Source organism: Sphingobium cyanobacteriorum, assembly GCF_030580935.1.
Lineage (GTDB): Bacteria > Pseudomonadota > Alphaproteobacteria > Sphingomonadales > Sphingomonadaceae > Sphingobium > Sphingobium cyanobacteriorum.
This window is the reverse complement of the sequence record NZ_JAUQOM010000002.1, coordinates 396,710-420,503: the sequence shown is the minus strand read 5'-3', so window position 1 is coordinate 420,503 and position 23,794 is coordinate 396,710. Positions and strand designations below refer to the sequence as shown.

Here is a 23,794-nt window from a genome sequence, read left to right as displayed (position 1 = left end):
TCGCTTGTCAAGTAAGCACAGCTAATTTCCGCACCGTGCCCGCCGCATCCTTCACGCTGATATAGCCGGAAACAGTTGTGGCTCCCGAAGCATAGGCCCCGAAGCGAACATAGCCCGTCCCTTTTCCACCCAGCACTAAATCTACATTCGCGTCGGTCCCGATCGCGCGCAGTGAAACCGGTGACCCCGCAGGACCGTCATACGCCCGAGCCTCATTTGCGGCGATCGTGGCCGTCGCGTTCCTCAGAAGCGATACGCAGCTCGCAACACCCAGCCCCGCGCCGTTGTTGTTGATCAGCTGCGGGGGAATAGCGAAAAACACGTTCGAGCTGCCGCTCGTTTCCTCGACGAGTTGCGCGCCCGTTCCGCCCATGTTGAAGTCCTCCCACCGGCTAGATGCAATCTCGATCCGGCTGTTCGCTCCCGTGTTCAATATGCATCCTTTTGAATATCTTTGCCCCTGTGCCATGGAAATTAAAATGGAGGCACCGACGCCCTCATTTCTGATCACATAGGCGTCGGTCAGCGGCATTCCGGGCTGCGTAACATCTTCACCCTGGCCGCCGACGGACGATGCCCTGATGGTGGTGCCGGCCGCCCTGTTCCAGATCGTATATTTTGAGAAATCGCCCTCGATCCGACCGACGAGAATTTTGGATGGACCGCCATCAGCCGGAACATCGATGACCGTACAAAGTACGGATCTACTGAATATCGAAAATACTTCGTCGATAAAAGGCGTATCCACCCTAGCCAGAACGATCAAATCTAGATTTTTCTGGGTATAGGACAACACATTTTGGTCTTGCGTCCAGTAGCAATAACTGTGGATGTCGCTTATCCGGCAACAATCTTTTGATAGTGTTATATAGCAGAGACCGTTGAAAAATTGCCCCTTTATCCCTCGCAGATTCAATCTGCCGCTAGAGATGCTGCTAATCAGCCGATTGACTGGCGAGCAAAAAATGTCCTCTAGGAAAAATTCGCCCAACATGCTTTGACACAGAAACACTTGAGGGTAATTGGTCGGCGCCCAATTTGCCGCTGGTCCGGGGTGCTCCTGGTAAATCCCAAAATGTCGAAAGCCGCTGCCGCGAGAAGGCTCTCCTGTAATCGTGAACGGTTGAAAATTGCTTCTTGTTATCTTTATCCACGACCCTTCACCGATCCCACTTTCATATGAAGGGCTCTGACCGATGAAAGTAACTGGGTTACCAGACATCAAGATAGGACCATCGATCCACGCGATACCGGACGGAACATCTATTTCGGAAATTTTATTTTGGGAACAATAATTATATGCGTTTTGAAAAGCAGCACTGTCGTTCGTCGAGCCATCCAGAACGGCACCAAAATCTTTTACTGAAACCCGCTCCCGAAACTTGCTTCCGCAATTTCGGTTGGCGGCGCCGGGCGCAGCCACATCAATTTTATATGAAACCTTATCGGCATCATAATCGCCGCTGACAGGAACGACGGCCCCGGTGCGGCCGTTAAATGACGTGACTGCCATATCTTCACTCCTCTGCTGAAATGCCTGCTCATACTCAATCGAAAATTCAGTGGCGCGCGTGACTCAACTCACGCTGTATCAGATCGGCAAGTAACCTCCATATGTTATCATTGATTTATGCCGATACATTATTCTGACCGTCAGCTATCCACTTCTACGGGCTAGTAAGCAGTCATTCCGCAATGGCCAGAACCTCACCCCACAAACAAATCCACCCGTTCCGCATCCGGCAGCACCGCGTCCAGCAGCAGCGAGCGGTGGCAGCCTGCGGGGTCGCGTTCGAAGCAGAGCAGGGCCGTGGGGGTCTCTGCCGCCATGTCCTTGAGCTGCTGGGCCTGCACGATCGCTTCGGGCAGGTCGAGTTGCCGGGCGTAGATGGCGGCCAGGCGGGCGTGCTGGTGCTTGCGCGCGGCCTCCCGCCCTTCGGCCGGGGTGCCAAGGGCTTTCAGGCCGACATAGGCGATGCCCGCTTCGCGCAGGCCGGCGGCGAGGATGTTCTTGGAAAAGCCGGGGCGGCGCGACAGCGGGACCGCGCGGACATCGGCCAGCAGCCGCACGCCCGCCTGAACCAGCGTGGCGATCAGTTCGGGCTGGGTTGCCCCTTCATAGCCGATGGTGAAGATTTTCATCACAGGCATGTAGGGGGTAAACGGCGTTCCGCCACCCGCGGCCTGTGACGTTGCTGGCTCGCTGCGCTCGCTACCGACCCCCCCGGCCCCGCCCTTGAACGGGAGGGAGGATGAGGAAGCCTCAATCCAGATTCGGGCGCAGATAGCGTTCCGCCGTTTCCAGGTCGATGCCGCGCCGCGCCGCATAATCTTCCAACTGATCCCGGCCGACGCGGGCGACGCCGAAATATTCCGCCTGGGCGTGGCCGAAATAGAAGCCGCTGACCGCCGCCGTGGGCAGCATCGCGAAACTTTCGGTCAGGGTCGCCCCGGTGGCGTGATGGGCGTCGAGCATGTCGAACAATATCGGTTTCAGGCTGTGTTCCGGGCAGGCGGGATAGCCGGGCGCGGGGCGGATGCCGCGATATTGTTCCTTGATCAGCGCTTCGTTGGTGAGCTGCTCGCCCTCCGCATAGCCCCAGAGCGCGGTGCGGACATAATGGTGGAGCCGCTCGGCAAAGGCTTCGGCCAGGCGGTCGGCCAGTGCCTTCAAAAGTATGTCCGAATAGTCATCGATCGCATTCTTGAAGCGCGCCAGATGCGGTTCGATGCCGTGGATCGACACGGCAAAGCCGCCGATCCAGTCGCCATCATGGCTGATGAAGTCGGCCAGGCACATGTTGGCGCGCCCTTCCCGCTTCTGGATCTGCTGGCGCAGCATGGGGAGGCGCACATGCTTTTCATCCTCGACATGGACGATGATGTCGTCGCCTTCGCGGCGGCATGGCCACAGGCCGGCGACGCCGCGCGCGGTCAGCCATTTGTCCTTGACGATGCGGTCCAGCATCTTCTGCGCGTCGGCGAACAGGCTGGTCGCGCTTTCGCCCACCACCGGGTCGGTCAGGATCGCGGGATAATTGCCCGCCAGTTCCCAGGCGCGGAAGAAAGGCGTCCAGTCGATATATTGGACCAGATCGGCCAGGTCCCAGTCGGGGAAGCGATGCACGCCGGGCAGGCGCGGGCGCGGCGCTTTCAGGCTCTCGTCGATTTCGAAGGCGTTGGCGCGGGCATCCTCGATGCTGACCAGCGCGCTTTGCCCCTTGTTGGCGCGGGCAACGCGGACATGCTCATAATCATCCTTCGTCTTTTGCACGAAGTCGGTCTTTTGCGTCTCGCTGACCAGCGCGGTCGCCACGCCCACGGCGCGGCTGGCGTCGAGCACATGCACCACCGGCCCGGCAAAGGCCGGGTCGATACGCAAAGCGGTGTGAACGCGCGACGTGGTCGCGCCCCCGATCAGCAGCGGCATGGTCATGTTGGCGCGCTGCATTTCCACCGCCACCGTCACCATCTCGTCCAGCGACGGGGTGATGAGGCCCGAAAGGCCGATCATGTCGGCGTCATGATCGTTCGCAGCCTTGATGATGTCCTGCCAGGGGACCATCACGCCCATGTCGATCACGTCGAAGCCGTTGCATTGCAGGACGACGCCGACGATATTCTTGCCGATATCATGGACGTCGCCCTTCACGGTCGCCATGATGATCTTGCCCTTGCCCTTGGCGCCGGGTTCTTTCGCCGCCTCGATATAGGGCAGGAGGTGCGCGACCGCCTTCTTCATGACGCGGGCGGATTTGACGACCTGCGGCAGGAACATCTTGCCCGCGCCGAACAGGTCGCCGACCACGTTCATGCCGTCCATCAATGGCCCTTCGATCACTTCGATCGGCTTGGCGGCGGACAGGCGGGCTTCCTCCGTATCCTCGACCACATACATGTCGATGCCCTTGACCAGCGCATGTTCCAGGCGCTTGGCGACCGGCCAGCCGCGCCATTCCTGCGCCGCCTTCTCGGTCGCGGCGTCCTTGCCGCGATAGCTTTCGGCCAGCGTGACGAGGCGTTCGCCCGCGTCGGGATCGCGGTTCAGCAGCACATCCTCGCACGCCTGGCGCAGCGCGGGGTCGATCGCGTCATAGACGTCGAGCTGCCCCGCATTGACGATCGCCATGTCGAGGCCAGCGGGGATGGCGTGATAGAGGAATACGCTGTGCATCGCCCGGCGCACCGGCTCGTTCCCCCGGAAGGAGAAGGAGAAGTTGGAGAGGCCACCCGAAATATGGACATGCGGGCAGCGCGCCTTGATCTCGCGGCAGGCCTCGATGAAGTCGACGCCGTAATTATTATGCTCCTCGATCCCCGTCGCCACGGCGAAGATATTGGGGTCGAAGATGATGTCCTCCGGCGGGAAGCCGATGGTCATCAGCAGCTTGTAGGCGCGCTCGCAAATCTCGACCTTGCGTTCTTTCGTGTCGGCCTGGCCGGTTTCGTCGAAGGCCATGATGACGGCGGCGGCGCCATAGGCCATGCATTTGCGGGCGTGGCCCAGAAAGGCTTCCTCGCCCTCCTTCATGCTGATCGAATTGACGATCGGCTTGCCGGAGACGCATTTCAGCCCCGCCTCGATCACCTCCCATTTGGAACTGTCGATCATGACCGGCACGCGGGAAATGTCGGGTTCCGAGGTCATGAGTTTCAGGAAGGTCGTCATCGCCTCGACCGCGTCGAGCAGCCCTTCGTCCATGTTCACGTCGACGATCTGCGCGCCATTTTCCACCTGCTCGCGCGCGATGTCGATGGCGGCGGCATAGTCGCCGGCCATGATCAGCTTCTTGAACTTGGCGGAGCCGGTGACGTTGGTGCGTTCGCCAATGTTGACGAAATTGGCGGTGGATTTGGTCGTCATTGTATCAAAAGTCCGTTCGCTTCGAGCGAAGTCGAGAAGCGTTTGCGCGTCCGTGTCTCGACTTCGCTCGACACGAACGGAGGGAAAACTCAGGCCGCGATGTGCATCGGTTCGAGACCCGCGAGGCGGGTCACGACCGGCAGTTCCGGCACCACGCGCGGCTTGTGCCCGGCCAGCGCCTTCGCCACCGCGCCGATATGGGCGGGCGTCGTACCGCAGCAGCCGCCGACCATGTTCACCAGCCCCTCGTCCACCCACTGTCGGATCAGCGACGCGGTGGTTTCGGGCAGTTCGTCATATTGGCCCAGTTCATTGGGCAGGCCGGCATTGGGATAGGCCAGGATCAGCGTATCGGCATTCCTGGACAATTCGGCCAGATAGGGCCGCAACAAATCCGCCCCGAAGGCGCAGTTCACCCCGATGGTGAGCGGCTTCAAATGGCGCAGCGAATACCAGAAGGCGTTGATCGTGTGGCCCGACAGGTTGCGGCCCGACATGTCGGTGATGGTGAAGCTGAGCATCAGCGGCACCGGACGGCCCGCCGCTTCCTCCGCCTCGCGCGCGGCCATGCCCGCCGCCTTGGCGTTCAACGTATCGAAGCAGGTTTCGACCAGCAGGAAATCGACCCCGCCCGCGATCAGCGCATCGCATTGTTCGCGATAATCGGCTTTGAGCGTATCATAATCGACTTCGCGGAAGGCCGGGTCGTTCACGTCTGGCGATATGCTGAGCGTCTTGTTGGTCGGGCCGATCGAGCCGCACACGAAACGCGGCCTGCCATCCTTCTGCGTCGCGGCATCGCACGCCTTGCGGGCAATCTTCGCGGCGGCGACATTGATGTCCCACACCAGATGTTCGCAGCCATAATCGGCCATCGCGATCTTGGTCGAACTGAACGTGTTCGTCTCGATCATGTCGGCGCCATTGTCGAGATAGGCGGCATGGATGCCCTCGACAATGTCGGGCCGGGTCAGGCAGAGCAGGTCGTTATTGCCCTTCTGGTCCTTCGCCAGGTCCAGGTCGCCGCGATAATCGGCTTCGGTCAGGCCGTGCTTCTGAATCGACGTGCCATAGCCGCCGTCGAAGATCAGGATTTTTTCCGCCGCCAGGGCGCGCAATCGGGTTTCGGCGCTCATGCTGTTTTCTCCAGTTCGACCGTCACCCTGGGCCGCAAGCCCAGCAGGTGGCAGATCGCATAGCTATGTTCCGCCCGGTTGAGCGTGTAGAAATGAAAGTCGCGTACGCCGCCTTCATACAGGCCCCGGCACAGTTCGGCCGCGATCGTCGCCGACACCAGTTGCCGCGCGGCGGGATGATCGTCCAGCCCTTCGAACAGGCGCGCCATCCAACTGGGCACGTCGGTATTGCACATCGCGGCCATGCGCTGCGTCGCGGCGAAATTGCCGACCGGCATGATGCCCGGCACGATATCCGCGCTGATCCCGGCGGCCAGCACTTTGTCCATGAAGCGGAAATAGGTTTCCGGCGCGAAGAAGAACTGGGTGATGGCGCGGGTCGCGCCGGCATCCAGCTTGCGCCTGAGATTGTCGAGGTCGCTTTGCGCGCTTGCCGCTTCGGGATGGACTTCGGGATAGGCGGACACCGAAATCTCGAACGGATGACGCTTCATCAGTCCTTCGACCAGATCGGCCGCGCCGGTGTAACCGTCCGGGTGCGGTTCGAACCGGCCGCCCACCTCCGGCGGATCGCCACGCAGGGCGACGATATGGCGCACGCCCGCCAGCCAATAGGCGTCGGCGATTTCGGCGATCTCCGCCTTGCTCGCGGCCACGCAGGTCAGATGCGCGGCGGCCGCCAGCGGCGTTTCCTGGGCAATGCGAGCGACCGTATGATGGGTGCGTTCACGGGTGGAGCCACCCGCGCCATAGGTGACGGACACGAATTTGGGCGCCAGCGGCGTCAATGTCTCGATCGCGGACCAGAGCTGCGCTTCCATCTTCTCCGTCTTGGGCGGGAAGAATTCGAAGCTGACATGGCAGTCGCCGGCCAGATCCGCATAAAGCGGCGCGACAGGATCATTCAGGGTCATGCGGGCATCCGTTTGTGAGTAAGGCGTTCTTCGCGCAGCGGGACGCGCGCGCTCTTACGCCGTCCCAGCCACAGTTGCACCGTCAATTGCTGGCCGGGCAAAGTTTCCACCCGTTCCAGCGCAAGGCCCGCATCCGCGAACCAGTGTTCGATCTGTTCGTTCGAAAAGCCCAGGCGCGCATGCTGGTCGCGCGTGCGCAGTTCTTCGCGCTCATGCGCGGCGAAATCGGCGATCAGCACCCGGCCATCGGGCGCGGTCACGCGCGCGGCCTGCGCGATCACCATTTCGGGCGCCTGCGCATAATGGAGCACCTGATGCAGCACGACCGTATCGACGCTGCCCGGTTCCAGTGGCAGGTCGAGGAAATCGCCCAGCAGCAACGCATATTTGTCGCCCGCCTCCTGCGGCAGCTTGGCACGGGCAAGGCGGAGCATGTCGGGGCTGCGATCAAGCGCGGTGACGCGGGCGGCCGCTTCGCCGAACAGTTCGATGATCCGTCCGGTGCCGGTGCCGATGTCGAGCAGATGACCGATCGGTTCGCACGCCAGCAGCGCGGTCATCGCCGCCTCCACATCCGCATCGGCGACATGGAGCGAGCGGATCGCGTCCCATTCCTCGGCATGTTCGGCGAAATAGGCTTCCGCCGCGCGCGCCCGGTCGGCCCGCACCGCCGCCAGCCGGGCAAGGTCCGCCGCCTGCCAGAGCGCTTCGCCATCGGATGGTTCCAGATGGTCGAACAGGGTCAGGAAAGGCGCGACGATCCGCGCCCGATTGAGGCGCAGAAAGACCCAGTTGCCTTCCTTGCGCCGTTCGACCAGGCCGGCTTCGGCCAGGATGCGGACATGGCGCGACACGCGCGGCTGGCTCTGCCCCACGACCTGCGCGATTTCCCCCACGGCCAGTTCCATCGCCCGCAGCAAATGGATGATGCGCAGGCGCGTCGGGTCGCCCAATGCCCGGAAAATGTCGAGTGCCGCATACATGAAGGCATCATATAAAGAAATCTTTATATACGTCAATGGCCGTTGGTTTAGGCCCCTTTTCCGGCAAAAGACCACGCCAACTTGATGGCAATCGCATGAATGGGATTGCCTTGCCTTGTCCAAGGCATTACGAATCGGCGCGCAGGCGCAATGGGGGGTGAGCTTTTCTCCGAGAGTGGTCTGCATCTTTTTTTTCTCAGAGAGGGGTTTCTGCCCATGACCAAGTCGATTGCTCTTTCGCTCGTTCTTGCCGCTTCGCTCGGCCTGGCCGCTTGCTCCGGCGGCGCTGAAAATGCCGCGAACAATGCCGCCAATTCGGCCGAGAACGCCTCGAACGCTGCCGACAACGCCCTGAACGCCGCGCTGAACGCCGCCGACAATGCCGCCAACGCAGCATCGAACGCGACCAACAACGCCGCGAACGCGATGTAATTCTCGCTTCGGCGAAACATTTCGAAGGGGTCGCACCGGCAACGGCGCGGCCCCTTTGCGCATGGGAATGACATGATGATCCGATCCGCCCTGCCGATGATAGCGCTTTGCGCGCTGGCCGCCTGCGGCGCCGGGGATCAGGCCGGGGATCAGGATGGCGTGGGCGGCGTCAGCGCGGGTGAGGCCAGGGCCTTGAATGCGGCGGCGGCGCAGCTCGATGCGCAGGCGGGCGCCGCGCAAAGCGGCAGCCCCGGCCTCAACCCGGCGGCCGCCACCGCCGCGCGGGCCGACCGCAACCGGACCGCCCCCCGCCCCGAACCGCGTCCCTGAGCGGGAGCAGACGCAAAAAAGGCCGCCCCGGACGGGACGGCCTTTTTCATGTGCCTGGTCGATTGACCCGGCGAAGGTCCGCTCAGCAGTTGCGGTCGATGGCGCGACCGGCGAGCGCCCCTACCCCCGCGCCGATGATCGCGCCGGTGGTGCCGTCGCCACGACGGCCATAGCGGCCCGCCCCCTTGCCGATTTCGTTCCCCAGCAGGCCACCGGCGATCGCGCCGATGATGGTGCCGCCCGTGCCATTGTCCCGGCAGCGATAGCCGCCGCGATAACCGCGATAGCCGTTGTTGCGATAATAGCCGTCACCACGATAGCCGCGATAATAATCGCCCCGATACCCGCGGTCGTAACCGCGATAGCCACGATCATAGCCGCCGCGATAATAGTCGCCGCGCTCATAATAACCGCCACGATAATGATCGCGCGCAGCCGCCGGGGTCGCCGTGACGGCGAAGGACGCGGCGCCCATGGCCAGAACGGCGCCCATATTCACGAGAAACTTCATCTTCATGGCGTTGCTCCTCCAAATGCCATTCTCTTGGGCGGTCGCGCAAAGGAGCGGGATGGCCCATCGATTGCACCCCTTATGGCCGAGTCGGGTTGAGCCGGGCCTGAATGCGCCTGACAGCCGCCGTTCAGGCAGGGGCGGCCCGTCATTGGCCTGCTGCGTCCTGCCGCATATTGCCCTATGGCGGGGATGATGCAGCGAATCCTGATCGTCCTGGCCCTGGCCGTCCTGCTGTTGCCCGCCCCGCACATGAGCAAGCCGCAAAGCGTGCGCGCCGGCAGCCTGCTGGTCCGAGCGACGCCATTGCCGCTGAGCAGCATCGATCCGGCGCTGCGGCGGGCGGGCGCGCTCGCTTATCTGGGCGGATGGGCGCTGGACAGCGACAATGGCGGCTTTGGCGGCCTGTCGGCGCTGCTGGTGACGGGGCCGGGGCAGATGCTGGGCCTGAGCGATTCGGGCGTGCTGACCGGCTTTCATGTCGGACAGGGACCGGGCAGCCGCCGCCCCTTCATCGCCCCCCTGCCCGTCCGCGCGCAGGATCGACACCGGCCCTGGTGGTCATGGGACGCGGAATCGCTGGCCTATGATCCCGCCATCGACCGTTATTGGGTGGGGTTTGAAGGGTTGCAGGCGATCTGTCGCTACGGCCCCGGTTTCGCGCGGGTGGAGGCGTGCCGGACCTGGCCGGAAATCGCCGCCTGGCCCGAAACCGGATCGATCGAATCGCTGGCCCGCCTGCCCGACGGCCGCTTCATCGCGATCGGCGAGATGGGGATGACGGCGGACGGGCGACATGATGTGCTGCTGTTCGATTCCGACCCGGCCGAACCGGACACGCCCGACCCCGTCCACCTGCGCTACGCCCCGCCGCAGGGCTATCGCCCGACCGACGCGGTGGCGCTGGATGCGCGGCACCTGCTGGTGCTCAACCGGCGGCTGACATTGCAGGATCTGTTCACCGCGACGATCGCTGTCGTGGCGTTGCCGGAACGGCCGACGCCTGGCACGTTGCTGCGGGCACGCACGCTTGCCCGGCTGGCGCCGCCGCTGCTGGCCGACAATTTCGAGGGGATCGCGGTCAGCCAGGAAGCCGGACGGCCGATTGTCTGGGTGATATCCGACGACAATCACGAATTTTTCCAGCGCACGTTGCTGCTGAAATTCGGGTGCTGCTGAAATTCGGGTTGCATTGACCAGGCGCATTCGGGCCAAATGCACACGCAAAAAAGCGGCCCGGTGAGGGGCCGCTCCTTATGCCGAAACGAAGCGCGGGAATCAGGCTGCGACGGCAGCCTTCTTCTTGACGATATCGCGCTTCAGGCGGCGCGCCTTGAGCGAGAGCTTGTCGTCGCTGGTCTTGACCAGCCAGTTGTCCAGGCCGCCATTATGTTCGACCGAGCGCAGGCCATGGGTCGACACGCGCAGCTTCACGCTGGTTTCCAGCGTTTCGGAGATCAGCGACACGTTCTGCAGGTTCGGCAGGAACACGCGCTTGGTCTTGTTATTGGCGTGGGAAACATTGTGACCCACCTGGCGACCCTTGCCGGTCAGCTCGCAAATGCGCGACATAGTCAATCAACCTTTGAATTCGGGTTCGTTCGGAAAGCCGCGCCGATAACGGGATTCGTCCATCGCGTCAACCCGCCGTGCGGGCTTTCGCAACCCTTTGGACGGGCGGCGCGTTAAGGGGGCGTTATCCCATAGGAGGCCGAAATGCGAATCATTGGTGGCTTGCTGATCATCATTCTTCTGATCCTGGCCGGCGGCATCGCCACCGGCTTCATCGACCTGCAAAAGACACAGGATGGCCGCCTGCCCAGCGTCGCCGTCAAGGAAGGCGCGCTGCCCAAATATGAGGCGAGCGTCGCCAAGGTGGAGGTCGGCACCCGCAACGAAACGGTCGAGGTGCCCACGGTCGCGGTGAAGAAGCCCTGATCCTTCCTTAGCGCCGCGTCATCGGCTAACGGGCGGAGCATGGTTCCGCCCTTCCCCTTGCCCGCGCCGATGCGCCGCGCGCTCGCCCTCGCCCGTGCGGCGGCGGCGGCGGACGAAGTGCCGATCGGCGCGGTGGTGACGAAGGACGGGGCGATCATTGGCGAGGGCGAGAATCGCAATCGCCGCGATTGCGATCCCACCGCCCATGCCGAAATCGTCGCGATGCGGGCGGCGGCGGCGCATCTGAACGATCATCGGCTGACCGGCTGCGACCTGTGGGTGACGCTGGAACCGTGCCCGATGTGCGCGGGCGCGATCTCCCACGCCCGGATCGCCCGCCTCTATTATGCGGTCGGCGATCCCAAGGGCGGCGCGCTTGAACAGGGACCGCGCCTCTTCGCCCAGCCGCAATGCCTGCACCGGCCGGAGGTCTATGGCGGCCTGGCCGAAGCCGAAGCCTCAGCGCTGCTGCGCGACTTTTTCGCCGTCCGGCGCTGAATAGTCGATGCGGTAGAGCTGATAGGGCAAGGTCATCGCCGTCTCCAGCTTCATCGGCACCAGCCAGCCGGGCCGCTGGTCGCGCATCAGGTCGGCATAGAAGCCGCCGGGGCTGCGCGACTGGTAGATGGTGCCTTCGGGAAACCAGGGACAGACCAGCAGATAGGTGGCGTGATGCTTTGCCGCGATCGCGCGGAAAGCGCGCGCCGGCCCGTCAAAGGCGTGATGAATGTCCAGGATCGTCGCGCCGTTGCGATGATAGGGACCGGCCAGCGCGCTATGATGGGTGGTGGCGATCAGGCGTGGCCCCAGATCGACCATGGTGAAGATGGTCGCGGGCGGCAACTGGTCCAGCACCTCCAGCGCCGGCAGCGTGCGGCACCGGCCGTTCGCCTTCTTGATCGCATCGGTGCGCGCGACGGCGGCGGGGCGCCATGGCCGGGGCTTCACGCCGGTCGCCTCCTGATAGAGACGCATCACCGGCTGGTAGAGCGGATAGGCAAAGGCGATGACGCCCAGCAGCGCCACCCCTGCCCCCGCGGCGATCCTGACCCGGCGCGTGCCCGTCAGAACCATGGCGGCCAGCCGGTGCGCGGCCCAGGCGGCAGGCGGGATCGCCAGCAATTGCGCCGCCGGCCCGGCCCGTAGCTGCCAGAACAGCAGCGCGGTGGAGAAAAGCATCATCAGGCCCACGGTCGCCCAGGCCCAGAGCCGTTCGCTGTCGCGCCGCGCGTCCCAAAGCGCCCAGAGCAGGCCCGCCAGCCCGGCCAGCGGCACCGCCAGCAACGGCACCACCATGGACTGCGCCTGCGCGGTGATCGGCTTGGCCTCCCGGATATTGACGAGCCAGAGCCGTTCCAGTTCGGGCGAAATCTGATAGGGGGAGAGGCATTGCGGCCAGTTGAGCCAGAAAAAGGCCGCCACCGCGCCGCCGACCAGCGCGCCCGCGCCCAGCCGTGCCGGCCAGCCGCGCAGGGGCGCGACCGACAGGATCACCATGCCCGCGCCTGCCGCACCGAACACCGCCACCCATATGGGCGAGATCGCGTCGCATACCGGCAGGCGATTGGCATAGCTGGCAAACAGCAGGTAGAGGATCGATGTCGCCCCCGCGAGGCTGAGGCCGTAAGGCAGCATCCGCCGTTCCGCCCCCGGCCGAAACACCCAGCGCAGCGCGATCAGCGCGCCGCCGGCCGCCAGATAGACGATCATCTCCATGCCGATGGCGATCGACAGCGCGCTGCCGATCCCCGCCATCAGCCCGCCGCGCAGGCGATTTTCGTCGATGACGCCCGCCAGCATGGTCAGCGCCAGCGCCAGTTGCCAGCCATGATGGTCGATCCGCATCGGCGCGTACATGCCCAGCGCCATCTGCGCCGCGAGCGGGGCCAGCACGGCAAGCAGCCAGCCATTCGGCCCGGCCAGCCGCCGCCCGATGAAGCCCAGGCTCAGCATCAGCAGCAGTAGTGGCAGCAACGGTGCGATGCCGCAGGCCAGCCGATCGGCCAGCCCCTGGTCGACGAAGGCGCGGAAAAAGAGGATCAGGCCCGCGATCGGCAGGTCGACCAGCCGCGACCAGTGGATGTTCGCGCCGCCGGGCGGATCGAGCCGATATTGGCGCAGGTCGTACCAGCCCTGCCCGGCCAGCCAGTCCTTGACCTGGACATAGCGGATATTGTCGTCGGTATCGCTCAGCACCAGCCAGTGGATCGCAGGCCAGCGCGTCGTCACCATCGACACGGCGATGACGATCCAGATCAGCAGCGTCAGCCATTTCCAGTGCCGCCCGGCATGAGCGGTCAGGATCGCCGCCCAATGAAGGGCGCGGGTGCGCAGGGGTTCACCGCTATGCAAGGTCATGCGCGTGGATTAGAGGCTGCGCGTCAAAGCGCAACGGGGAGCGTCATGAAATTGCTGTCACGCCTGTCGGCAGAGCATCGGGCGCTGTTCTGGCAGATCGTCCGCTATGGCCTGACCGGCCTGTTCGTCACCGCATGCCAGGCGGCGATCTACTGGTGCCTTGCCGCGCTGGCCGGGCTGCATGTGCAGCTCGCCAATCTGATCGGCTATGGCGCGGCGGTGGTGATCGGCTATGCCAGCCACAGCGCCTTCACCTTTCGCGGCCATGGCGAAGGCAGCAGCCATGCCGCGCGCGGGGTCAGGTTCGTGGCGGTGTCGCTGGTCAGCTATGCGCTCAACGCGCTGTGGGTCTATCTGTGCGTCACCCATATGCGCTGGCCCGCATGGTCGCCGATCCCGGCGATGCTCTTCGTGACCCCGGTGGTGGTGTTCGGGCTGAACCGGCAGTGGGTGTTCAAATAGCGCATTGCGCGATTTTTAACACAGCATGGTCCCGCATGCGCGGGAACACATATTATGAGAGGATGTTCTCGAACAAATCGCGCCACTTGGGATTACTCTCTTCGATCAGACGCAGCTTCCACGCCCGCTCCCATTTCTTCATCCGCAACTCGCGCTGGCGCGCTTCCTGAATATCGTCATGCGCTTCGAACCAGACCAGAAATCGGCAACCATATTTTGCGCTGAATGCACTGCCAAAGCCATTACGATGCTGCCAGACGCGCTGAACGAGATCACTGGTGACGCCAAGATAGAGCGTGCCATTCTGACCGCTCGCCATCAGATAGACATAACCTGGCTTGATCATGCCCACGCTTTACCGTGTTCCGGCGAAGGCAGGAACCCAGTTCCACCGTCAGAGACAAGCCCACCCTCAGGACTGGGTTCCCGCCTGCGCGGGAACACATTAATCGCAGATCAATGCGTGAAGTCCGCCGGACACGACCATCAGATTGGTGTCACCACGTCTACCCGCGCCCGGACCTGACCGTGTTCCCGCGAAGGCGGGAACCCAGTTCGGACAGAACGACCAGCCCCAGCCCGCGCGGTCAAAAGCCCGCCCGGATCAATGCACGAACCGCGCCACCACGTCGCGATAGGAGCGGCTGACCTTTACCTGGGCACCGCTTTCCAGCACCAGGAAACATTCGCCATTGGTGTGGGGCTTGACCTGTCGCACCTGGCTGAGGTTCACGATGGTCGAGCGGTGAACGCGCTGGAAGTTGCGCGGGTCGAGCCGCTTTTCCAGATCCTTCATCGTTTCGCGCAGGATCAGCGAATTGTCGGCGGTGTAGATGCACATATAGTCGCCCGCCGCGTCAATCCGCTCGATCGAATCCACGTCGACACGAAAAATCTGGCCACGATCCTTGATGTTGATGAGCTTTTCGAAACGGTTGGAGGCGGGCGCATCGTCATCGGCGGCGAAATCGGTCATCGCCTGGGGCGCGACTTCGGCCAGCACCTCGCGCAGCTTTTCCACTTCCTGCACCTGCCGCTTTTCGTTGAGGCGCTGGCGCACCCGGTCGAGCGCGTCGGCCAGACGGCCTTCGTCCACCGGCTTCATCAGATAATCGACCGCCTGCGCCTCGAACGCACGGATCGCATGGTCGCTATAGGCGGTGCAGAATATGACGAGCGGCGGCTCCACCTCCATCAGCCCCTGGACGACGGAAAAGCCGTCGAAACCCGGCATCTGAATGTCGAGGAACACAAGGTCGGGTTTATGCGTCTTGATGGCGCGGATCGCTTCGCGGCCGTTGGTGCAGGTTTCGATGATGTCGACATCCTCATGCGCTTGCAGACGCAGCGCGAGGCCCTGAATGGCCAGGCTTTCGTCATCGACGAGGATTGTTCTGATGGTCATGCGGCCACTTTCGATGTTTCATCCATGTTCAGCGGAATTTCGATGATGACCGAAAATCCGCCCGCTGTGGAACGTGTTTCAAAGCTCTGTCGTTCCCCGAAGGCCTGAATTAATCGGTCCCGGATATTTGGCAGGCCGATCCCGGTCCCTTCGCTCATGGGGATGTGCGGCCTCATTCCGCTTTCGTTCAATCCCGGCCCCGTGTCCGATACGACGATCCGTACATTATCCCCGGCAGGCTGCGCGCTGACCGATATATCCGCCCCTTCCTCCTTGGGCGTGACCGCATATTTGATCGCATTTTCGACCAGCGGCTGGAGCAGCAGCGACGGCAACCGCGCCCGCGCCACCGCCGGGTCGATGGAGAAGGACGGCCGCAACCGATCCTCGAACCGCATCTTCTCGATCTCCAGATAGAGTTTGAGCGTCTCGATCTCCTGTTCGATCGTCACCTGCGCGGTCGGTTCGTTGATCAGCGTATAGCGCAGGAAGGAGGACAGGCGCGACAGCATCGCATTGGCCCGGTCGGTCTGCTTGAGCAGCACCAGCGTCGAAATGGAGTTGAGCGTGTTGAACAGGAAATGCGGGTTGAGCTGGTAGCGCAGCATCGCGAGCTGGGCGTTGGCGGCCTGATTTTCCAGCAACAGCAACTGGTCCGCCTGCTCCTCCACCGTCAGGTAGAAGTTGATCGCGTAGTAGAGCGCGCACCACGCCCCGATCAGCGTGCTCGACAGGTAGAAGGCGCCCAGGAACAGTTGCAGTCCCGCCGTCTCGCTGCCCCGGTTCTGGGTGGAAAAGACCCAGCTATCGATGAAGGCGACAAGCGCCGCCGCCAGCACCACGGTCGCGATCGACACGCCCCAGGTGATGATCGGCCTTTGTTTCAGCAGGAAGCGGAAGGCGACCGCGATCAGCAGCGTCACCGAATAGCCGGTGACGGTGGAAATCAGCACCGGCACCAGGCTGGAGAGCGGCTGGCCATTGGCGATGGTGGAGGAACCGCGCAGCAGGAACGCGCCGGCCCATCCGAGCGATTGCAGGTTCCAGAAGGCGCGATTCTTGTCAGCGAAAAAGGGCTGCGGCTTGATGCGGGGCACGGAGACGGACATTGTATGCAGACTTAGGCGATTTGGGCCGCGGGTCAAAGCCGTTCAGGCCGCAACCGCCGGTTCCTGCGTCATCGGCGTCACTTCATCGGGGCAAACCCACACCATATCGCTCAACCCCAGCACCCTGCCGTCATGCGCCTGCACGGCGATGGGACGGATCGGCTGGCGGTCGCGGCTGTCGGCCAGCATCTGGCAGGAAGGCGGCGCGCAGCCCCATTTTTCGCCCCACTGGCGCAGCGCGATCATGGCGGGGGCCAGATCCTGCCCCTTTTCGGTCAGCCGATATTCGACCTTGCGCCGGTCGCACAGCATCGGCTGGCGCAGCATGATGCCATTTTCGACCAGTCGCGCCAGGCGGTTGGCCAGGATGTTGCGGGCGATGCCCAGGGTGGATTGAAATTCCTCGAAATGGCGGATGCCCGACAGGGCGCCGCGCAAGATGAGGAAGGACCAGCGTTCACCCATCGCCTCCAGCGCGGCCGGGAGCGCGCATTGTTCCAGATCCTGGGCCAGATTATGTTTCATGGCATCCACGCATAGCGCAAAGCGCTGATTGTTGCAAAAGTGCCGCCTAATTCAATCCAGATGGGATTTTTTTGTTGCGTGACAAGGGGGTTCCAACACAATCGGGAAACGATGCTACGCCAATATGAACTTGTCGAACGGGTAAAGCGCTACGATCCCGACGCGGACGAAGCGATGATCAACCGCGCCTATGTCTTTTCGGTCCAGAAACATGGCAGCCAGAAGCGCGCCAGCGGCGACCCCTATTTCAGCCACCCGATCGAGGTGGCGGGCATCCTGACCGATTTCAACCTGGACGACCAGACGATCGTGACCGCGCTGCTGCACGACACGATCGAGGACACGCTCGTCACCTATGAGGAGATAGAAGCCGCCTTCGGCAAGGATGTTGCCCGCATGGTCGACGGCGTGACCAAGCTCAGCAAGATCGAGGCCATGTCCGAAAATGAGCGGGCGGCGGAGAATCTGCGCAAATTCCTGCTCGCCATGTCGGACGATATCCGGGTGCTGCTGGTCAAGCTCGCCGACCGGCTGCACAATATGCGCACGCTGCACTTCATCAAGAACCCGGACAAGCGCCGCCGCATCGCGCGCGAGACGATGGATATCTACGCGCCGCTGGCCGAGCGGATCGGCATGTACGATTTCATGCGCGAGATGCAGTTGCTCGCCTTCCGCGAGATCGAGCCGGAAGCCTATGACAGCATCACCCGCCGGCTGGAGCAGTTGAAGGAAGGCGGCCATGACAAGGTGGACCGGATCGGCGCCGAACTGCAACTGCTGCTGGCGGGCAAGGGCATGTCGGTCAGCGTGTCGGGGCGCGAAAAACATCCCTATTCCATCTGGAAGAAGATGCAGGAACGGCACATCAGTTTCGAACAACTGACCGATGTGATGGCCTTCCGCGTCATCACCCAGAATCAGGAGGATTGCTACCGCGCGCTCGGCATCATCCACCAGACGTTCAAGATGGTGCCCGGCCGGTTCAAGGATTATATCTCCACCCCCAAGCGCAACGGCTATCAGTCGCTGCACACCACCGTCATCCATCAGGACAATGCCCGGATCGAAGTGCAGATCCGCAGCCGCGACATGCATAATGACGCGGAACTGGGCCTTGCCGCGCACTGGGCCTACAAGCAGAAGGGCGACGCGACCGACCATCATGCGGCCTGGCTGCGCGACCTGGTTGAAATCCTGGAACAGAGCCAGGACGCGGACGAGCTGCTCGAACATACCCGCATGGCGATGTATCAGGACCGCATCTTCGCCTTCTCCCCCAAGGGCGAACTGCACCAGATGCCCAAAGGGTCTACCACGGTCGATTTCGCCTATGCCGTCCACACCAGCCTGGGCAACCAGACGGTCGGCGCAAAGGTGAACGGCCGTGTCGTGCCGCTGCGCACCACGCTGGAAAATGGCGACCAGGTCGAGATTTTGAAATCGGTCGGGCAGGAGCCGCAGCCCGGCTGGCTGACCTTTGCCATCACCGGCAAGGCGCGCGCCGCGATCCGCCGCTATATCCGCCAGAAACAGCGGGGCGAGGAGATCAAGCTGGGCGAGAAGCTCTATGAGGAGATTGTCGGCCGCTTCTCCCCGGACCTCGCCAAGGAACTGGGCGACAAGGCGCTGACCGCCGCGTTGAAGCGCCTGAAGCTGGAGGATCGCGCGTCGCTGATGGTGGCGATCGCGACCCACCGCCTGCTCGATTCCGAAGTGATGGAGGCGCTGATGCCCGGCTCCACCAGCGCGCAGGGGGTGGAGGAAGCCCATCCGCGCCAGCATGAGCCGGTGTCGATCCGCGGCCTGACGCCGGGCATCGCCTATCATCTGTCCGATTGCTGCCATCCCGTGCCGGGCGACCGCATCGTAGGCGTGCGCCGCACCGGCGAGCCGATCGAGGTCCACACGATCGACTGCCGCTCGCTGGAGGTGGAGCAGGACGACGACTGGGTCGACCTGGCCTGGGACAGCAAATCGAAGGGCGGCACCGCCCGCCTCTCCGTCATCGTCAAGAACCAGCCCGGCGCCCTTGCCGCCGTCGCCAACGTGTTCGGCGCGACCAAGGCGAACATCTTGAACCTGCAACTGGTCAACCGCGAAGGCCCGTTCCACACCGACATCATCGACCTGGAAGTGGCGGACGCGCAGCATCTGAACCGGATATTGTCAGCGCTGCGCGCGATCGATGTGGTGGTGCAGGCGGACCGGGTCTAGGGGGATGGGACAGGTCGGGGAGGATGGCGCGGTTTGATTTTACGCGATTTCCCGGAAAGCAGATGCATTCATCTGATGAGAAATCGCTTTGGAATGCGATGACGTAAATTTGCTTCGGCCCGCTGCGTTTAACCGGACGCAGGCCGCGTGCTCCAGCGAGCCGGCGGCCAGCGCAGCCAAAAGCGGGTCGCGCTTTTCCGCACGATGCTCTTAGCGCGAGGGTATGCGCCGGGCGCTCGCCAGATGATGGGCGTGGGTGATGGCGACGGCGAGCGCGTCGGATGCATCCGGTCCGGCGATCTTCGCACCGGGCAGCAGGCGCGACACCATGGCGTGGACCTGCTCCTTCGACGCATTGCCGACGCCGACCACCGATTTCTTGACGAGGCGTGCGGCATATTCGCCCACTTCCATGCCGGAGCGCGCGGCGTTGAGCAGGATCACGCCCCGCGCCTGCCCCAGTTTCAGCGTCGATTGCGGATTGACGTTGACGAACACCTCCTCGACCGCGGCGCCATCGGGCCGATGCTCCAGGATCAGGTCCGTCAGCGCCAGATCGAGCGCCAGCAGCCGCGTGGCGAGCGCCATGGTCGAATCGGTCCTGATCTGGCCATTGCCGATATGGGTCAGCCGGTTGCCGTCCACAGCGATGATGCCCCAGCCGGTGGTGCCAAGGCCGGGGTCAAGGCCGAGCAGGATCATGACCGCACATCAGCCATATTTACTATGGAATGCATCCTCACTCATGATCGCGTAAATTATTGCTTCTACAAAGGCAATAATTGCCGGTACAAACGTCCAAAAAAATATGAGATACAAAAAACCCCAACCGGCTCGACCAAGGTAAAACTTGTGTATGCCCAAGCCACCCAAAAGAAGAGCCAAAATTATTGCGACACCTCTGCTCTTACGCTCCTTAGACCGTACATCTGCTTGAGGCGCACCACATTTTGGACATGCCGGAGCCGCTTTATGAATAAGACCACCGCAACCAGAGCAATATTTTTGACTTGTTGCAGCAATTCCATTCACGGCAAAATCGGTCATGCAAAGCCCCCTTTAAATGCTGAGATTAAGTATGATATAATCTTCAGTATAAAAAGGGGTTAAGTTTATTGACCAGCGCAAGCCTTGCGCTTAGCCCAGTTTCTCCATCACCGCGTCGGAAACCTCATAGTTTCCCCACACGGTCTGGACATCGTCATCATCTTCCAGCGTATCGACCAGCTTCATCAGCGTGGCGGCGTTGCTTTCATCGACATCGACGCTGGTGGTCGGCCGCCAGGCCAGCTTGGCGCTGTCGGCCGCGCCCAGCCTGGCTTCCAGCGCCTTGGCGACTTCGTGCAGCGCATCCATCGCGGTCCAGATCTCATGCTCGTCCTCGTTGGACGACACATCTTCCGCGCCTGCTTCCAGGGCCGCTTCGAAAATCGCTTCGGCGTCGCCGACGCTGGCCGGATAGGTGATGAGGCCAAGGCGATCGAAGCCATGGCTGACCGCGCCCGATGCGCCGAGATTGCCGCCATTTTTGGAAAAGGCGGTGCGGACGTTGGTGGCGGTGCGGTTGCGGTTGTCGGTCAGCGCTTCGACGATGATCGCGGTGCCGCCGGGGCCATAGCCCTCATAGCGCACTTCCTCGTAATTTTCCGTATCGCCCTTGCTCGCCTTGTCGATCGCGCGCTGGATATTGTCCTTGGGCATCGACTGGGCCTTGGCGGCGTTGACCGCCAGGCGCAGGCGCGGGTTCATGTCCGGGTCGGGCATCCCCATCTTGGCCGCGACGGTGATTTCGCGGCTGAGCTTGGAGAACATCGAGGAGCGCTTCTTGTCCTGCGCGCCCTTGCGATGCATGATGTTCTTGAATTTGGAATGGCCTGCCATAAGTCCTGAATTCTTGTCTGCCGGTTGACTGTGATGCGCGCCCTTACACCAGCGGCAGCCCAAAGGGCAACCGCCCGCGCGCGCCGGCGTGGGGCCAGCGGATGGTGGGTCAGTACAGGATTGCGGTGCCGGAAGCCGACACCATCAGCATCGACCCGTTGGAACCGATGACTTCATAGTCGAGATCGACACCCACTACCGCATTGGCCCCCAGCGTCGCCGCCCGTGTGCGCATCTCGGCGATCGCCTGTTCGCGGGCGCGCTGGAGCACATCCTCATAGGCCCCGGAACGCCCGCCCACGATGTCGCGGACGCTGGCGAACAGGTCGCGGAACAGGTTGGCGCCCACGATCACCTCGCCGGTGACGATGCCGAGATATTCCTTCGCCGGCCGCCCTTCCAGGCGGCTGGTGGTGCTGACGATGATCTCGGACATGGGCGTTTCTCCTTATGGCCTGGAGTGATGCTTATTCCATACCCAGTGCGGCAAGATAAGTCTGCAAAATCGCTTCCATTTCCTGGCGGTCGTGCGGCTGCATCTTCCGCAGGCGGATGATCTGGCGCATGATCTTCGCGTCGTAGCCGGTCGCCTTGGCTTCCAGATAGACGTCCTTGATATCGTCGCCGATGCCCTTCTTTTCCTCTTCCAGGCGCTCGATACGTTCGATCAGAAGGCGTAGCTGGTCGGCGGCGACGTTGGGTTCGCTCATGGGTCTGTCTCCAAGGATGTGAATCGGTTGGAGGGCGTCCTAGTGCTTGTCCGCGTTCTTCGCCACACTCTCTTTCATCCGCGCCACCTGCTCTGGCGTCGCTTCGCCCTGATGCCGCTCTTTCCATTCGGCAAAGGGCATGCCGTGGATGATCTCGCGCGCCTGGTCCCGTGTCAGATGGCCGTCCGCTTCCGCGATCCAGTCCGCCAGGCAGTTGCGGCAAAAGCCCGCCAGGCCCATCAGGTCGATATTCTGGACATCGGTGCGGTGCTGCAAATGCGCCACCAGCCGGCGGAAGGCGGTTGCAGCAACCACATCTGTGAGTATGGTATCGGCCATTGGCGATCCTTTCGCTGAATCTACATCATCCTGTCGTGCAGCACGGATAATCCATAACGACGCACTGGCAAGCCCGTCGGCACGGCCAGCAGCGATCATGACGGCCAGGAGCATATATGACGAAGTTACCGCCCCGATCACGCAAGGTCCGCATCCTGGCGACCCTTGGCCCTGCAAGCGATACGCCCGACATGATCCGGGCGCTGTTCGTCGCCGGGGCCGATGCCTTCCGCATCAATATGAGCCATGGCGCGCATGAGGATCATGCCGCGCGCATCGCCACCATCCGCGCGCTGGAAAAGGAATTCGCCCGGCCGACGACGATCCTGGGCGACCTGCAAGGGCCAAAGCTGCGCGTGGGCACGTTCGAAAAGGGCCTGGCCATCCTGGAAACCGGCGCGCCCTTCATCCTGGACCGGGACGAAACGCCGGGCGACGCGCGCCGCGTCAACCTGCCCCACCCGGAAATCTATGCCGCGCTGGTGCCCGAAACCCGCCTGTTGCTGGACGATGGCAAGATGGTGCTGCGCGTGAAGGCGATCAGCGAGGACCGGATCGACACCATCGTCGAAGTCGGCGGGACGCTGTCCAACCGCAAGGGCGTGAACGTGCCGGACGTGGTGGTGCCGGTCCCGGCGCTGACCGACAAGGATCGCCGCGACCTCAGTTTCGCGATGCAACAGGGGTGCGACTGGATCGCGCTGAGCTTCGTCCAGCGGCCCGAAGACCTGGCCGAGGCGCGCAAGCTGATGGGCGGCTATGGCGCGCTGATGGCCAAGATCGAGAAGCCGTCCGCCGTCCAGCGGCTGGAGGAGATCATCGAACTGGCCGATGGCGTGATGGTGGCGCGCGGCGACCTGGGCGTCGAATTGCCGCCCCAGGCCGTTCCGCCGCTGCAAAAGCAGATCGTCGCCACCGCGCGGCGCATGGGGCGGCCGGTGGTGGTCGCGACCCAGATGCTCGAATCGATGATCAAGTCCCCCTCCCCCACCCGCGCCGAAGTGTCGGACGTCGCCACGGCGGTCTATGACGGGGCCGACGCGATCATGCTGTCGGCGGAAACGGCGGCGGGCGACTGGCCGGTAGAGGCGGTGACGATGATGGACAGCATCGCCAACAGCGTGGAACGCGATCCGGGCTATTATGGCCGGCTCCATTATACCGAGACGAAGCCCGACCCGACCACCGCCGACGCGCTGGCCGAAGCGGCGGGCAATATCGTGTCGGTCGTGGGGGCGAGCGCCATCACCTGCTTCACCTCATCGGGCAGCACGGTGCGCCGGGTCGCGCGCGAACGTCCATCCGCGCCGATCCTGGCGCTGACGCCGCGGTCCGATACGGCGCGCAAGCTGGGCCTGACCTGGGGCGTCCATGCGATCCGCACCAAGGATATCGGCAATTTCGAGGAAATGATCGGCAAGGCCCGACGCATGGCGCTGCGCCATGAGATGGTAGAGAAGGGCGGCAAGATCGTCGTGCTGGCCGGTGTCCCCTTCGGCACGCCGGGGTCGACCAACGTGCTGCATGTCGCAGCCATTCGCGGCGACGAGTTGAAGGGGCGCGACGAGGGCTGATACCCGCGCGCAAGAACGAACAGGGCTGGGACGAACAGGGCTGGTTCGCCAGCCTTGTGGCACGCACGCGAAAAGGCGCCCGATCATCGACCGGGCGCCTTTCGTC

Annotated in this window: 27 protein-coding genes; 8 read left to right on the top strand and 19 right to left on the bottom strand. The window is 63.0% G+C overall.

Annotation, left to right across the window (positions count from 1 at the left end):
• Positions 1 to 7 precede the first annotated feature (7 nt).
• From Q4610_RS06970 to Q4610_RS06945, 6 genes are all read right to left on the bottom strand, one after another.
• Positions 8 to 1,513, bottom strand: a complete 1,506-nt coding sequence (locus tag Q4610_RS06970) for a glycosyl hydrolase family 28-related protein (protein ID WP_304535263.1) — start codon at positions 1,511 to 1,513, stop codon at positions 8 to 10.
• 194 nt (positions 1,514 to 1,707) lie between these two features.
• Positions 1,708 to 2,142, bottom strand: coding sequence for a DUF488 domain-containing protein (locus tag Q4610_RS06965; RefSeq protein ID WP_304535262.1), 435 nt, complete (start codon positions 2,140 to 2,142; stop codon positions 1,708 to 1,710).
• 121 nt (positions 2,143 to 2,263) lie between these two features.
• Complete coding sequence (gene metH / locus Q4610_RS06960; RefSeq protein WP_304535261.1) at positions 2,264 to 4,864, bottom strand: methionine synthase; 2,601 nt, start codon at positions 4,862 to 4,864, stop codon at positions 2,264 to 2,266.
• An 89-nt stretch (positions 4,865 to 4,953) separates the two neighbouring features.
• The gene (locus Q4610_RS06955; RefSeq protein WP_304535260.1) at positions 4,954 to 6,000 is read right to left on the bottom strand and encodes a homocysteine S-methyltransferase family protein; all 1,047 of its coding nucleotides are present in this window, start codon (positions 5,998 to 6,000) and stop codon (positions 4,954 to 4,956) included.
• A complete protein-coding gene (gene metF / locus Q4610_RS06950; protein ID WP_304535259.1) occupies positions 5,997 to 6,914 on the bottom strand; it encodes a methylenetetrahydrofolate reductase in 918 nt (305 codons plus the stop codon). Before metF ends, Q4610_RS06955 begins: the two co-directional genes overlap by 4 nt.
• The gene (locus tag Q4610_RS06945) at positions 6,911 to 7,897 is read right to left on the bottom strand and encodes an ArsR/SmtB family transcription factor (protein ID WP_304535258.1); all 987 of its coding nucleotides are present in this window, start codon (positions 7,895 to 7,897) and stop codon (positions 6,911 to 6,913) included. Before Q4610_RS06945 ends, metF begins: the two co-directional genes overlap by 4 nt.
• A 216-nt stretch (positions 7,898 to 8,113) precedes the next feature.
• Between Q4610_RS06945 and Q4610_RS06940 the strand changes: the two genes are divergently transcribed.
• Positions 8,114 to 8,329: a circumsporozoite protein gene (locus Q4610_RS06940; RefSeq protein WP_304535566.1), complete on the top strand. Its 216-nt coding sequence runs from the start codon at positions 8,114 to 8,116 to the stop codon at positions 8,327 to 8,329.
• A gap of 72 nt (positions 8,330 to 8,401) precedes the next feature.
• Positions 8,402 to 8,659 (top strand): hypothetical protein, encoded by a 258-nt coding sequence (locus tag Q4610_RS06935; protein WP_304535257.1) that lies wholly within the window; start codon positions 8,402 to 8,404, stop codon positions 8,657 to 8,659.
• Between the two features lie 82 nt (positions 8,660 to 8,741).
• On the opposite strand, the gene Q4610_RS06930 is transcribed toward Q4610_RS06935, so the two are convergent.
• Positions 8,742 to 9,176 (bottom strand): glycine zipper 2TM domain-containing protein, encoded by a 435-nt coding sequence (locus Q4610_RS06930; protein ID WP_304535256.1) that lies wholly within the window; start codon positions 9,174 to 9,176, stop codon positions 8,742 to 8,744.
• A 189-nt stretch (positions 9,177 to 9,365) separates the two neighbouring features.
• Between Q4610_RS06930 and Q4610_RS06925 the strand changes: the two genes are divergently transcribed.
• A complete protein-coding gene (locus Q4610_RS06925) occupies positions 9,366 to 10,349 on the top strand; it encodes an esterase-like activity of phytase family protein (RefSeq protein WP_304535565.1) in 984 nt (327 codons plus the stop codon).
• A gap of 99 nt (positions 10,350 to 10,448) precedes the next feature.
• Here the strand turns inward: Q4610_RS06925 and rpmB are convergent, their stop codons facing one another.
• Positions 10,449 to 10,742, bottom strand: a complete 294-nt coding sequence (rpmB, locus tag Q4610_RS06920) for a 50S ribosomal protein L28 (protein ID WP_066604556.1) — start codon at positions 10,740 to 10,742, stop codon at positions 10,449 to 10,451.
• A 144-nt stretch (positions 10,743 to 10,886) separates the two neighbouring features.
• Between rpmB and Q4610_RS06915 the strand changes: the two genes are divergently transcribed.
• Positions 10,887 to 11,108 carry a hypothetical protein gene (locus Q4610_RS06915; RefSeq protein WP_304535255.1) on the top strand — a complete coding sequence of 74 codons (222 nt, stop codon included), beginning with the start codon at positions 10,887 to 10,889 and terminating at the stop codon, positions 11,106 to 11,108.
• Between the two features lie 39 nt (positions 11,109 to 11,147).
• Complete coding sequence (locus Q4610_RS06910; RefSeq protein WP_304535254.1) at positions 11,148 to 11,606, top strand: nucleoside deaminase; 459 nt, start codon at positions 11,148 to 11,150, stop codon at positions 11,604 to 11,606.
• Here the strand turns inward: Q4610_RS06910 and Q4610_RS06905 are convergent.
• Positions 11,568 to 13,466, bottom strand: a complete 1,899-nt coding sequence (locus Q4610_RS06905) for a hypothetical protein (protein WP_304535253.1) — start codon at positions 13,464 to 13,466, stop codon at positions 11,568 to 11,570. The two genes, Q4610_RS06910 and Q4610_RS06905, sit on opposite strands and share 39 nt — an antisense overlap.
• 45 nt (positions 13,467 to 13,511) lie before the next feature.
• Between Q4610_RS06905 and Q4610_RS06900 the strand changes: the two genes are divergently transcribed.
• Entirely contained in the window at positions 13,512 to 13,928 is a 417-nt protein-coding gene (locus Q4610_RS06900) for a GtrA family protein (protein WP_304535252.1), read from the top strand.
• A 52-nt stretch (positions 13,929 to 13,980) separates the two neighbouring features.
• Here Q4610_RS06900 and Q4610_RS06895 read toward each other — a convergent pair whose 3' ends face one another.
• The 4 genes from Q4610_RS06895 to Q4610_RS06880 all read right to left on the bottom strand — a co-directional run bounded on the left by Q4610_RS06895 (position 13,981) and on the right by Q4610_RS06880 (position 16,967).
• A complete protein-coding gene (locus tag Q4610_RS06895) occupies positions 13,981 to 14,274 on the bottom strand; it encodes a GIY-YIG nuclease family protein (protein ID WP_304535251.1) in 294 nt (97 codons plus the stop codon).
• A 258-nt stretch (positions 14,275 to 14,532) separates the two neighbouring features.
• Entirely contained in the window at positions 14,533 to 15,333 is an 801-nt protein-coding gene (locus Q4610_RS06890; RefSeq protein ID WP_304535250.1) for a LytR/AlgR family response regulator transcription factor, read from the bottom strand.
• Positions 15,330 to 16,442, bottom strand: a complete 1,113-nt coding sequence (locus tag Q4610_RS06885; protein ID WP_304535249.1) for a sensor histidine kinase — start codon at positions 16,440 to 16,442, stop codon at positions 15,330 to 15,332. Before Q4610_RS06885 ends, Q4610_RS06890 begins: the two co-directional genes overlap by 4 nt.
• 42 nt (positions 16,443 to 16,484) lie before the next feature.
• Positions 16,485 to 16,967 carry a winged helix-turn-helix transcriptional regulator gene (locus Q4610_RS06880; protein ID WP_304535248.1) on the bottom strand — a complete coding sequence of 161 codons (483 nt, stop codon included), beginning with the start codon at positions 16,965 to 16,967 and terminating at the stop codon, positions 16,485 to 16,487.
• Positions 16,968 to 17,078: 111 nt separating this feature from the next.
• Between Q4610_RS06880 and Q4610_RS06875 the strand changes: the two genes are divergently transcribed.
• The gene (locus Q4610_RS06875) at positions 17,079 to 19,184 is read left to right on the top strand and encodes a RelA/SpoT family protein (RefSeq protein ID WP_304535247.1); all 2,106 of its coding nucleotides are present in this window, start codon (positions 17,079 to 17,081) and stop codon (positions 19,182 to 19,184) included.
• Positions 19,185 to 19,394: 210 nt separating this feature from the next.
• On the opposite strand, the gene ruvC is transcribed toward Q4610_RS06875, so the two are convergent.
• The 6 genes from ruvC to Q4610_RS06845 all read right to left on the bottom strand — a co-directional run bounded on the left by ruvC (position 19,395) and on the right by Q4610_RS06845 (position 22,114).
• Entirely contained in the window at positions 19,395 to 19,886 is a 492-nt protein-coding gene (gene ruvC / locus Q4610_RS06870; RefSeq protein ID WP_304535246.1) for a crossover junction endodeoxyribonuclease RuvC, read from the bottom strand.
• Positions 19,887 to 19,895: 9 nt separating this feature from the next.
• Entirely contained in the window at positions 19,896 to 20,231 is a 336-nt protein-coding gene (locus Q4610_RS06865) for a TM2 domain-containing protein (RefSeq protein ID WP_304535245.1), read from the bottom strand.
• Between the two features lie 90 nt (positions 20,232 to 20,321).
• Positions 20,322 to 21,065 (bottom strand): YebC/PmpR family DNA-binding transcriptional regulator, encoded by a 744-nt coding sequence (locus tag Q4610_RS06860; protein WP_304535244.1) that lies wholly within the window; start codon positions 21,063 to 21,065, stop codon positions 20,322 to 20,324.
• 109 nt (positions 21,066 to 21,174) lie between these two features.
• Positions 21,175 to 21,501, bottom strand: coding sequence for a heavy metal-binding domain-containing protein (locus tag Q4610_RS06855; protein WP_200928286.1), 327 nt, complete (start codon positions 21,499 to 21,501; stop codon positions 21,175 to 21,177).
• Between the two features lie 31 nt (positions 21,502 to 21,532).
• Positions 21,533 to 21,775 carry a DUF2312 domain-containing protein gene (locus Q4610_RS06850; RefSeq protein ID WP_304535243.1) on the bottom strand — a complete coding sequence of 81 codons (243 nt, stop codon included), beginning with the start codon at positions 21,773 to 21,775 and terminating at the stop codon, positions 21,533 to 21,535.
• A 39-nt stretch (positions 21,776 to 21,814) separates the two neighbouring features.
• A complete protein-coding gene (locus tag Q4610_RS06845) occupies positions 21,815 to 22,114 on the bottom strand; it encodes a DUF1244 domain-containing protein (RefSeq protein ID WP_304535242.1) in 300 nt (99 codons plus the stop codon).
• Positions 22,115 to 22,230: 116 nt separating this feature from the next.
• Between Q4610_RS06845 and pyk the strand changes: the two genes are divergently transcribed.
• A complete protein-coding gene (pyk, locus tag Q4610_RS06840; protein WP_304535241.1) occupies positions 22,231 to 23,688 on the top strand; it encodes a pyruvate kinase in 1,458 nt (485 codons plus the stop codon).
• Positions 23,689 to 23,794 lie beyond the last annotated feature (106 nt).

Excerpts from the sequence above, each read along its gene's own strand:
- Q4610_RS06970 (WP_304535263.1), bottom strand. The coding sequence starts at position 1,513 with ATGGCAGTCACGTCATTTAACGGCCGCACCGGGGCCGTCGTTCCTGTC.
- Q4610_RS06965 (WP_304535262.1), bottom strand. The coding sequence starts at position 2,142 with ATGAAAATCTTCACCATCGGCTATGAAGGGGCAACCCAGCCCGAACTG.
- metH (WP_304535261.1), bottom strand. The coding sequence starts at position 4,864 with ATGACGACCAAATCCACCGCCAATTTCGTCAACATTGGCGAACGCACC.
- Q4610_RS06955 (WP_304535260.1), bottom strand. The coding sequence starts at position 6,000 with ATGAGCGCCGAAACCCGATTGCGCGCCCTGGCGGCGGAAAAAATCCTG.
- metF (WP_304535259.1), bottom strand. The coding sequence starts at position 6,914 with ATGACCCTGAATGATCCTGTCGCGCCGCTTTATGCGGATCTGGCCGGC.
- Q4610_RS06945 (WP_304535258.1), bottom strand. The coding sequence starts at position 7,897 with ATGTATGCGGCACTCGACATTTTCCGGGCATTGGGCGACCCGACGCGC.
- Q4610_RS06940 (WP_304535566.1), top strand. The coding sequence starts at position 8,114 with ATGACCAAGTCGATTGCTCTTTCGCTCGTTCTTGCCGCTTCGCTCGGC.
- Q4610_RS06935 (WP_304535257.1), top strand. The coding sequence starts at position 8,402 with ATGATGATCCGATCCGCCCTGCCGATGATAGCGCTTTGCGCGCTGGCC.
- Q4610_RS06930 (WP_304535256.1), bottom strand. The coding sequence starts at position 9,176 with ATGAAGATGAAGTTTCTCGTGAATATGGGCGCCGTTCTGGCCATGGGC.
- Q4610_RS06925 (WP_304535565.1), top strand. The coding sequence starts at position 9,366 with ATGCAGCGAATCCTGATCGTCCTGGCCCTGGCCGTCCTGCTGTTGCCC.
- rpmB (WP_066604556.1), bottom strand. The coding sequence starts at position 10,742 with ATGTCGCGCATTTGCGAGCTGACCGGCAAGGGTCGCCAGGTGGGTCAC.
- Q4610_RS06915 (WP_304535255.1), top strand. The coding sequence starts at position 10,887 with ATGCGAATCATTGGTGGCTTGCTGATCATCATTCTTCTGATCCTGGCC.
- Q4610_RS06910 (WP_304535254.1), top strand. The coding sequence starts at position 11,148 with ATGGTTCCGCCCTTCCCCTTGCCCGCGCCGATGCGCCGCGCGCTCGCC.
- Q4610_RS06905 (WP_304535253.1), bottom strand. The coding sequence starts at position 13,466 with ATGACCTTGCATAGCGGTGAACCCCTGCGCACCCGCGCCCTTCATTGG.
- Q4610_RS06900 (WP_304535252.1), top strand. The coding sequence starts at position 13,512 with ATGAAATTGCTGTCACGCCTGTCGGCAGAGCATCGGGCGCTGTTCTGG.
- Q4610_RS06895 (WP_304535251.1), bottom strand. The coding sequence starts at position 14,274 with ATGATCAAGCCAGGTTATGTCTATCTGATGGCGAGCGGTCAGAATGGC.
- Q4610_RS06890 (WP_304535250.1), bottom strand. The coding sequence starts at position 15,333 with ATGACCATCAGAACAATCCTCGTCGATGACGAAAGCCTGGCCATTCAG.
- Q4610_RS06885 (WP_304535249.1), bottom strand. The coding sequence starts at position 16,442 with ATGTCCGTCTCCGTGCCCCGCATCAAGCCGCAGCCCTTTTTCGCTGAC.
- Q4610_RS06880 (WP_304535248.1), bottom strand. The coding sequence starts at position 16,967 with ATGAAACATAATCTGGCCCAGGATCTGGAACAATGCGCGCTCCCGGCC.
- Q4610_RS06875 (WP_304535247.1), top strand. The coding sequence starts at position 17,079 with ATGCTACGCCAATATGAACTTGTCGAACGGGTAAAGCGCTACGATCCC.
- ruvC (WP_304535246.1), bottom strand. The coding sequence starts at position 19,886 with ATGATCCTGCTCGGCCTTGACCCCGGCCTTGGCACCACCGGCTGGGGC.
- Q4610_RS06865 (WP_304535245.1), bottom strand. The coding sequence starts at position 20,231 with ATGACCGATTTTGCCGTGAATGGAATTGCTGCAACAAGTCAAAAATAT.
- Q4610_RS06860 (WP_304535244.1), bottom strand. The coding sequence starts at position 21,065 with ATGGCAGGCCATTCCAAATTCAAGAACATCATGCATCGCAAGGGCGCG.
- Q4610_RS06855 (WP_200928286.1), bottom strand. The coding sequence starts at position 21,501 with ATGTCCGAGATCATCGTCAGCACCACCAGCCGCCTGGAAGGGCGGCCG.
- Q4610_RS06850 (WP_304535243.1), bottom strand. The coding sequence starts at position 21,775 with ATGAGCGAACCCAACGTCGCCGCCGACCAGCTACGCCTTCTGATCGAA.
- Q4610_RS06845 (WP_304535242.1), bottom strand. The coding sequence starts at position 22,114 with ATGGCCGATACCATACTCACAGATGTGGTTGCTGCAACCGCCTTCCGC.
- pyk (WP_304535241.1), top strand. The coding sequence starts at position 22,231 with ATGACGAAGTTACCGCCCCGATCACGCAAGGTCCGCATCCTGGCGACC.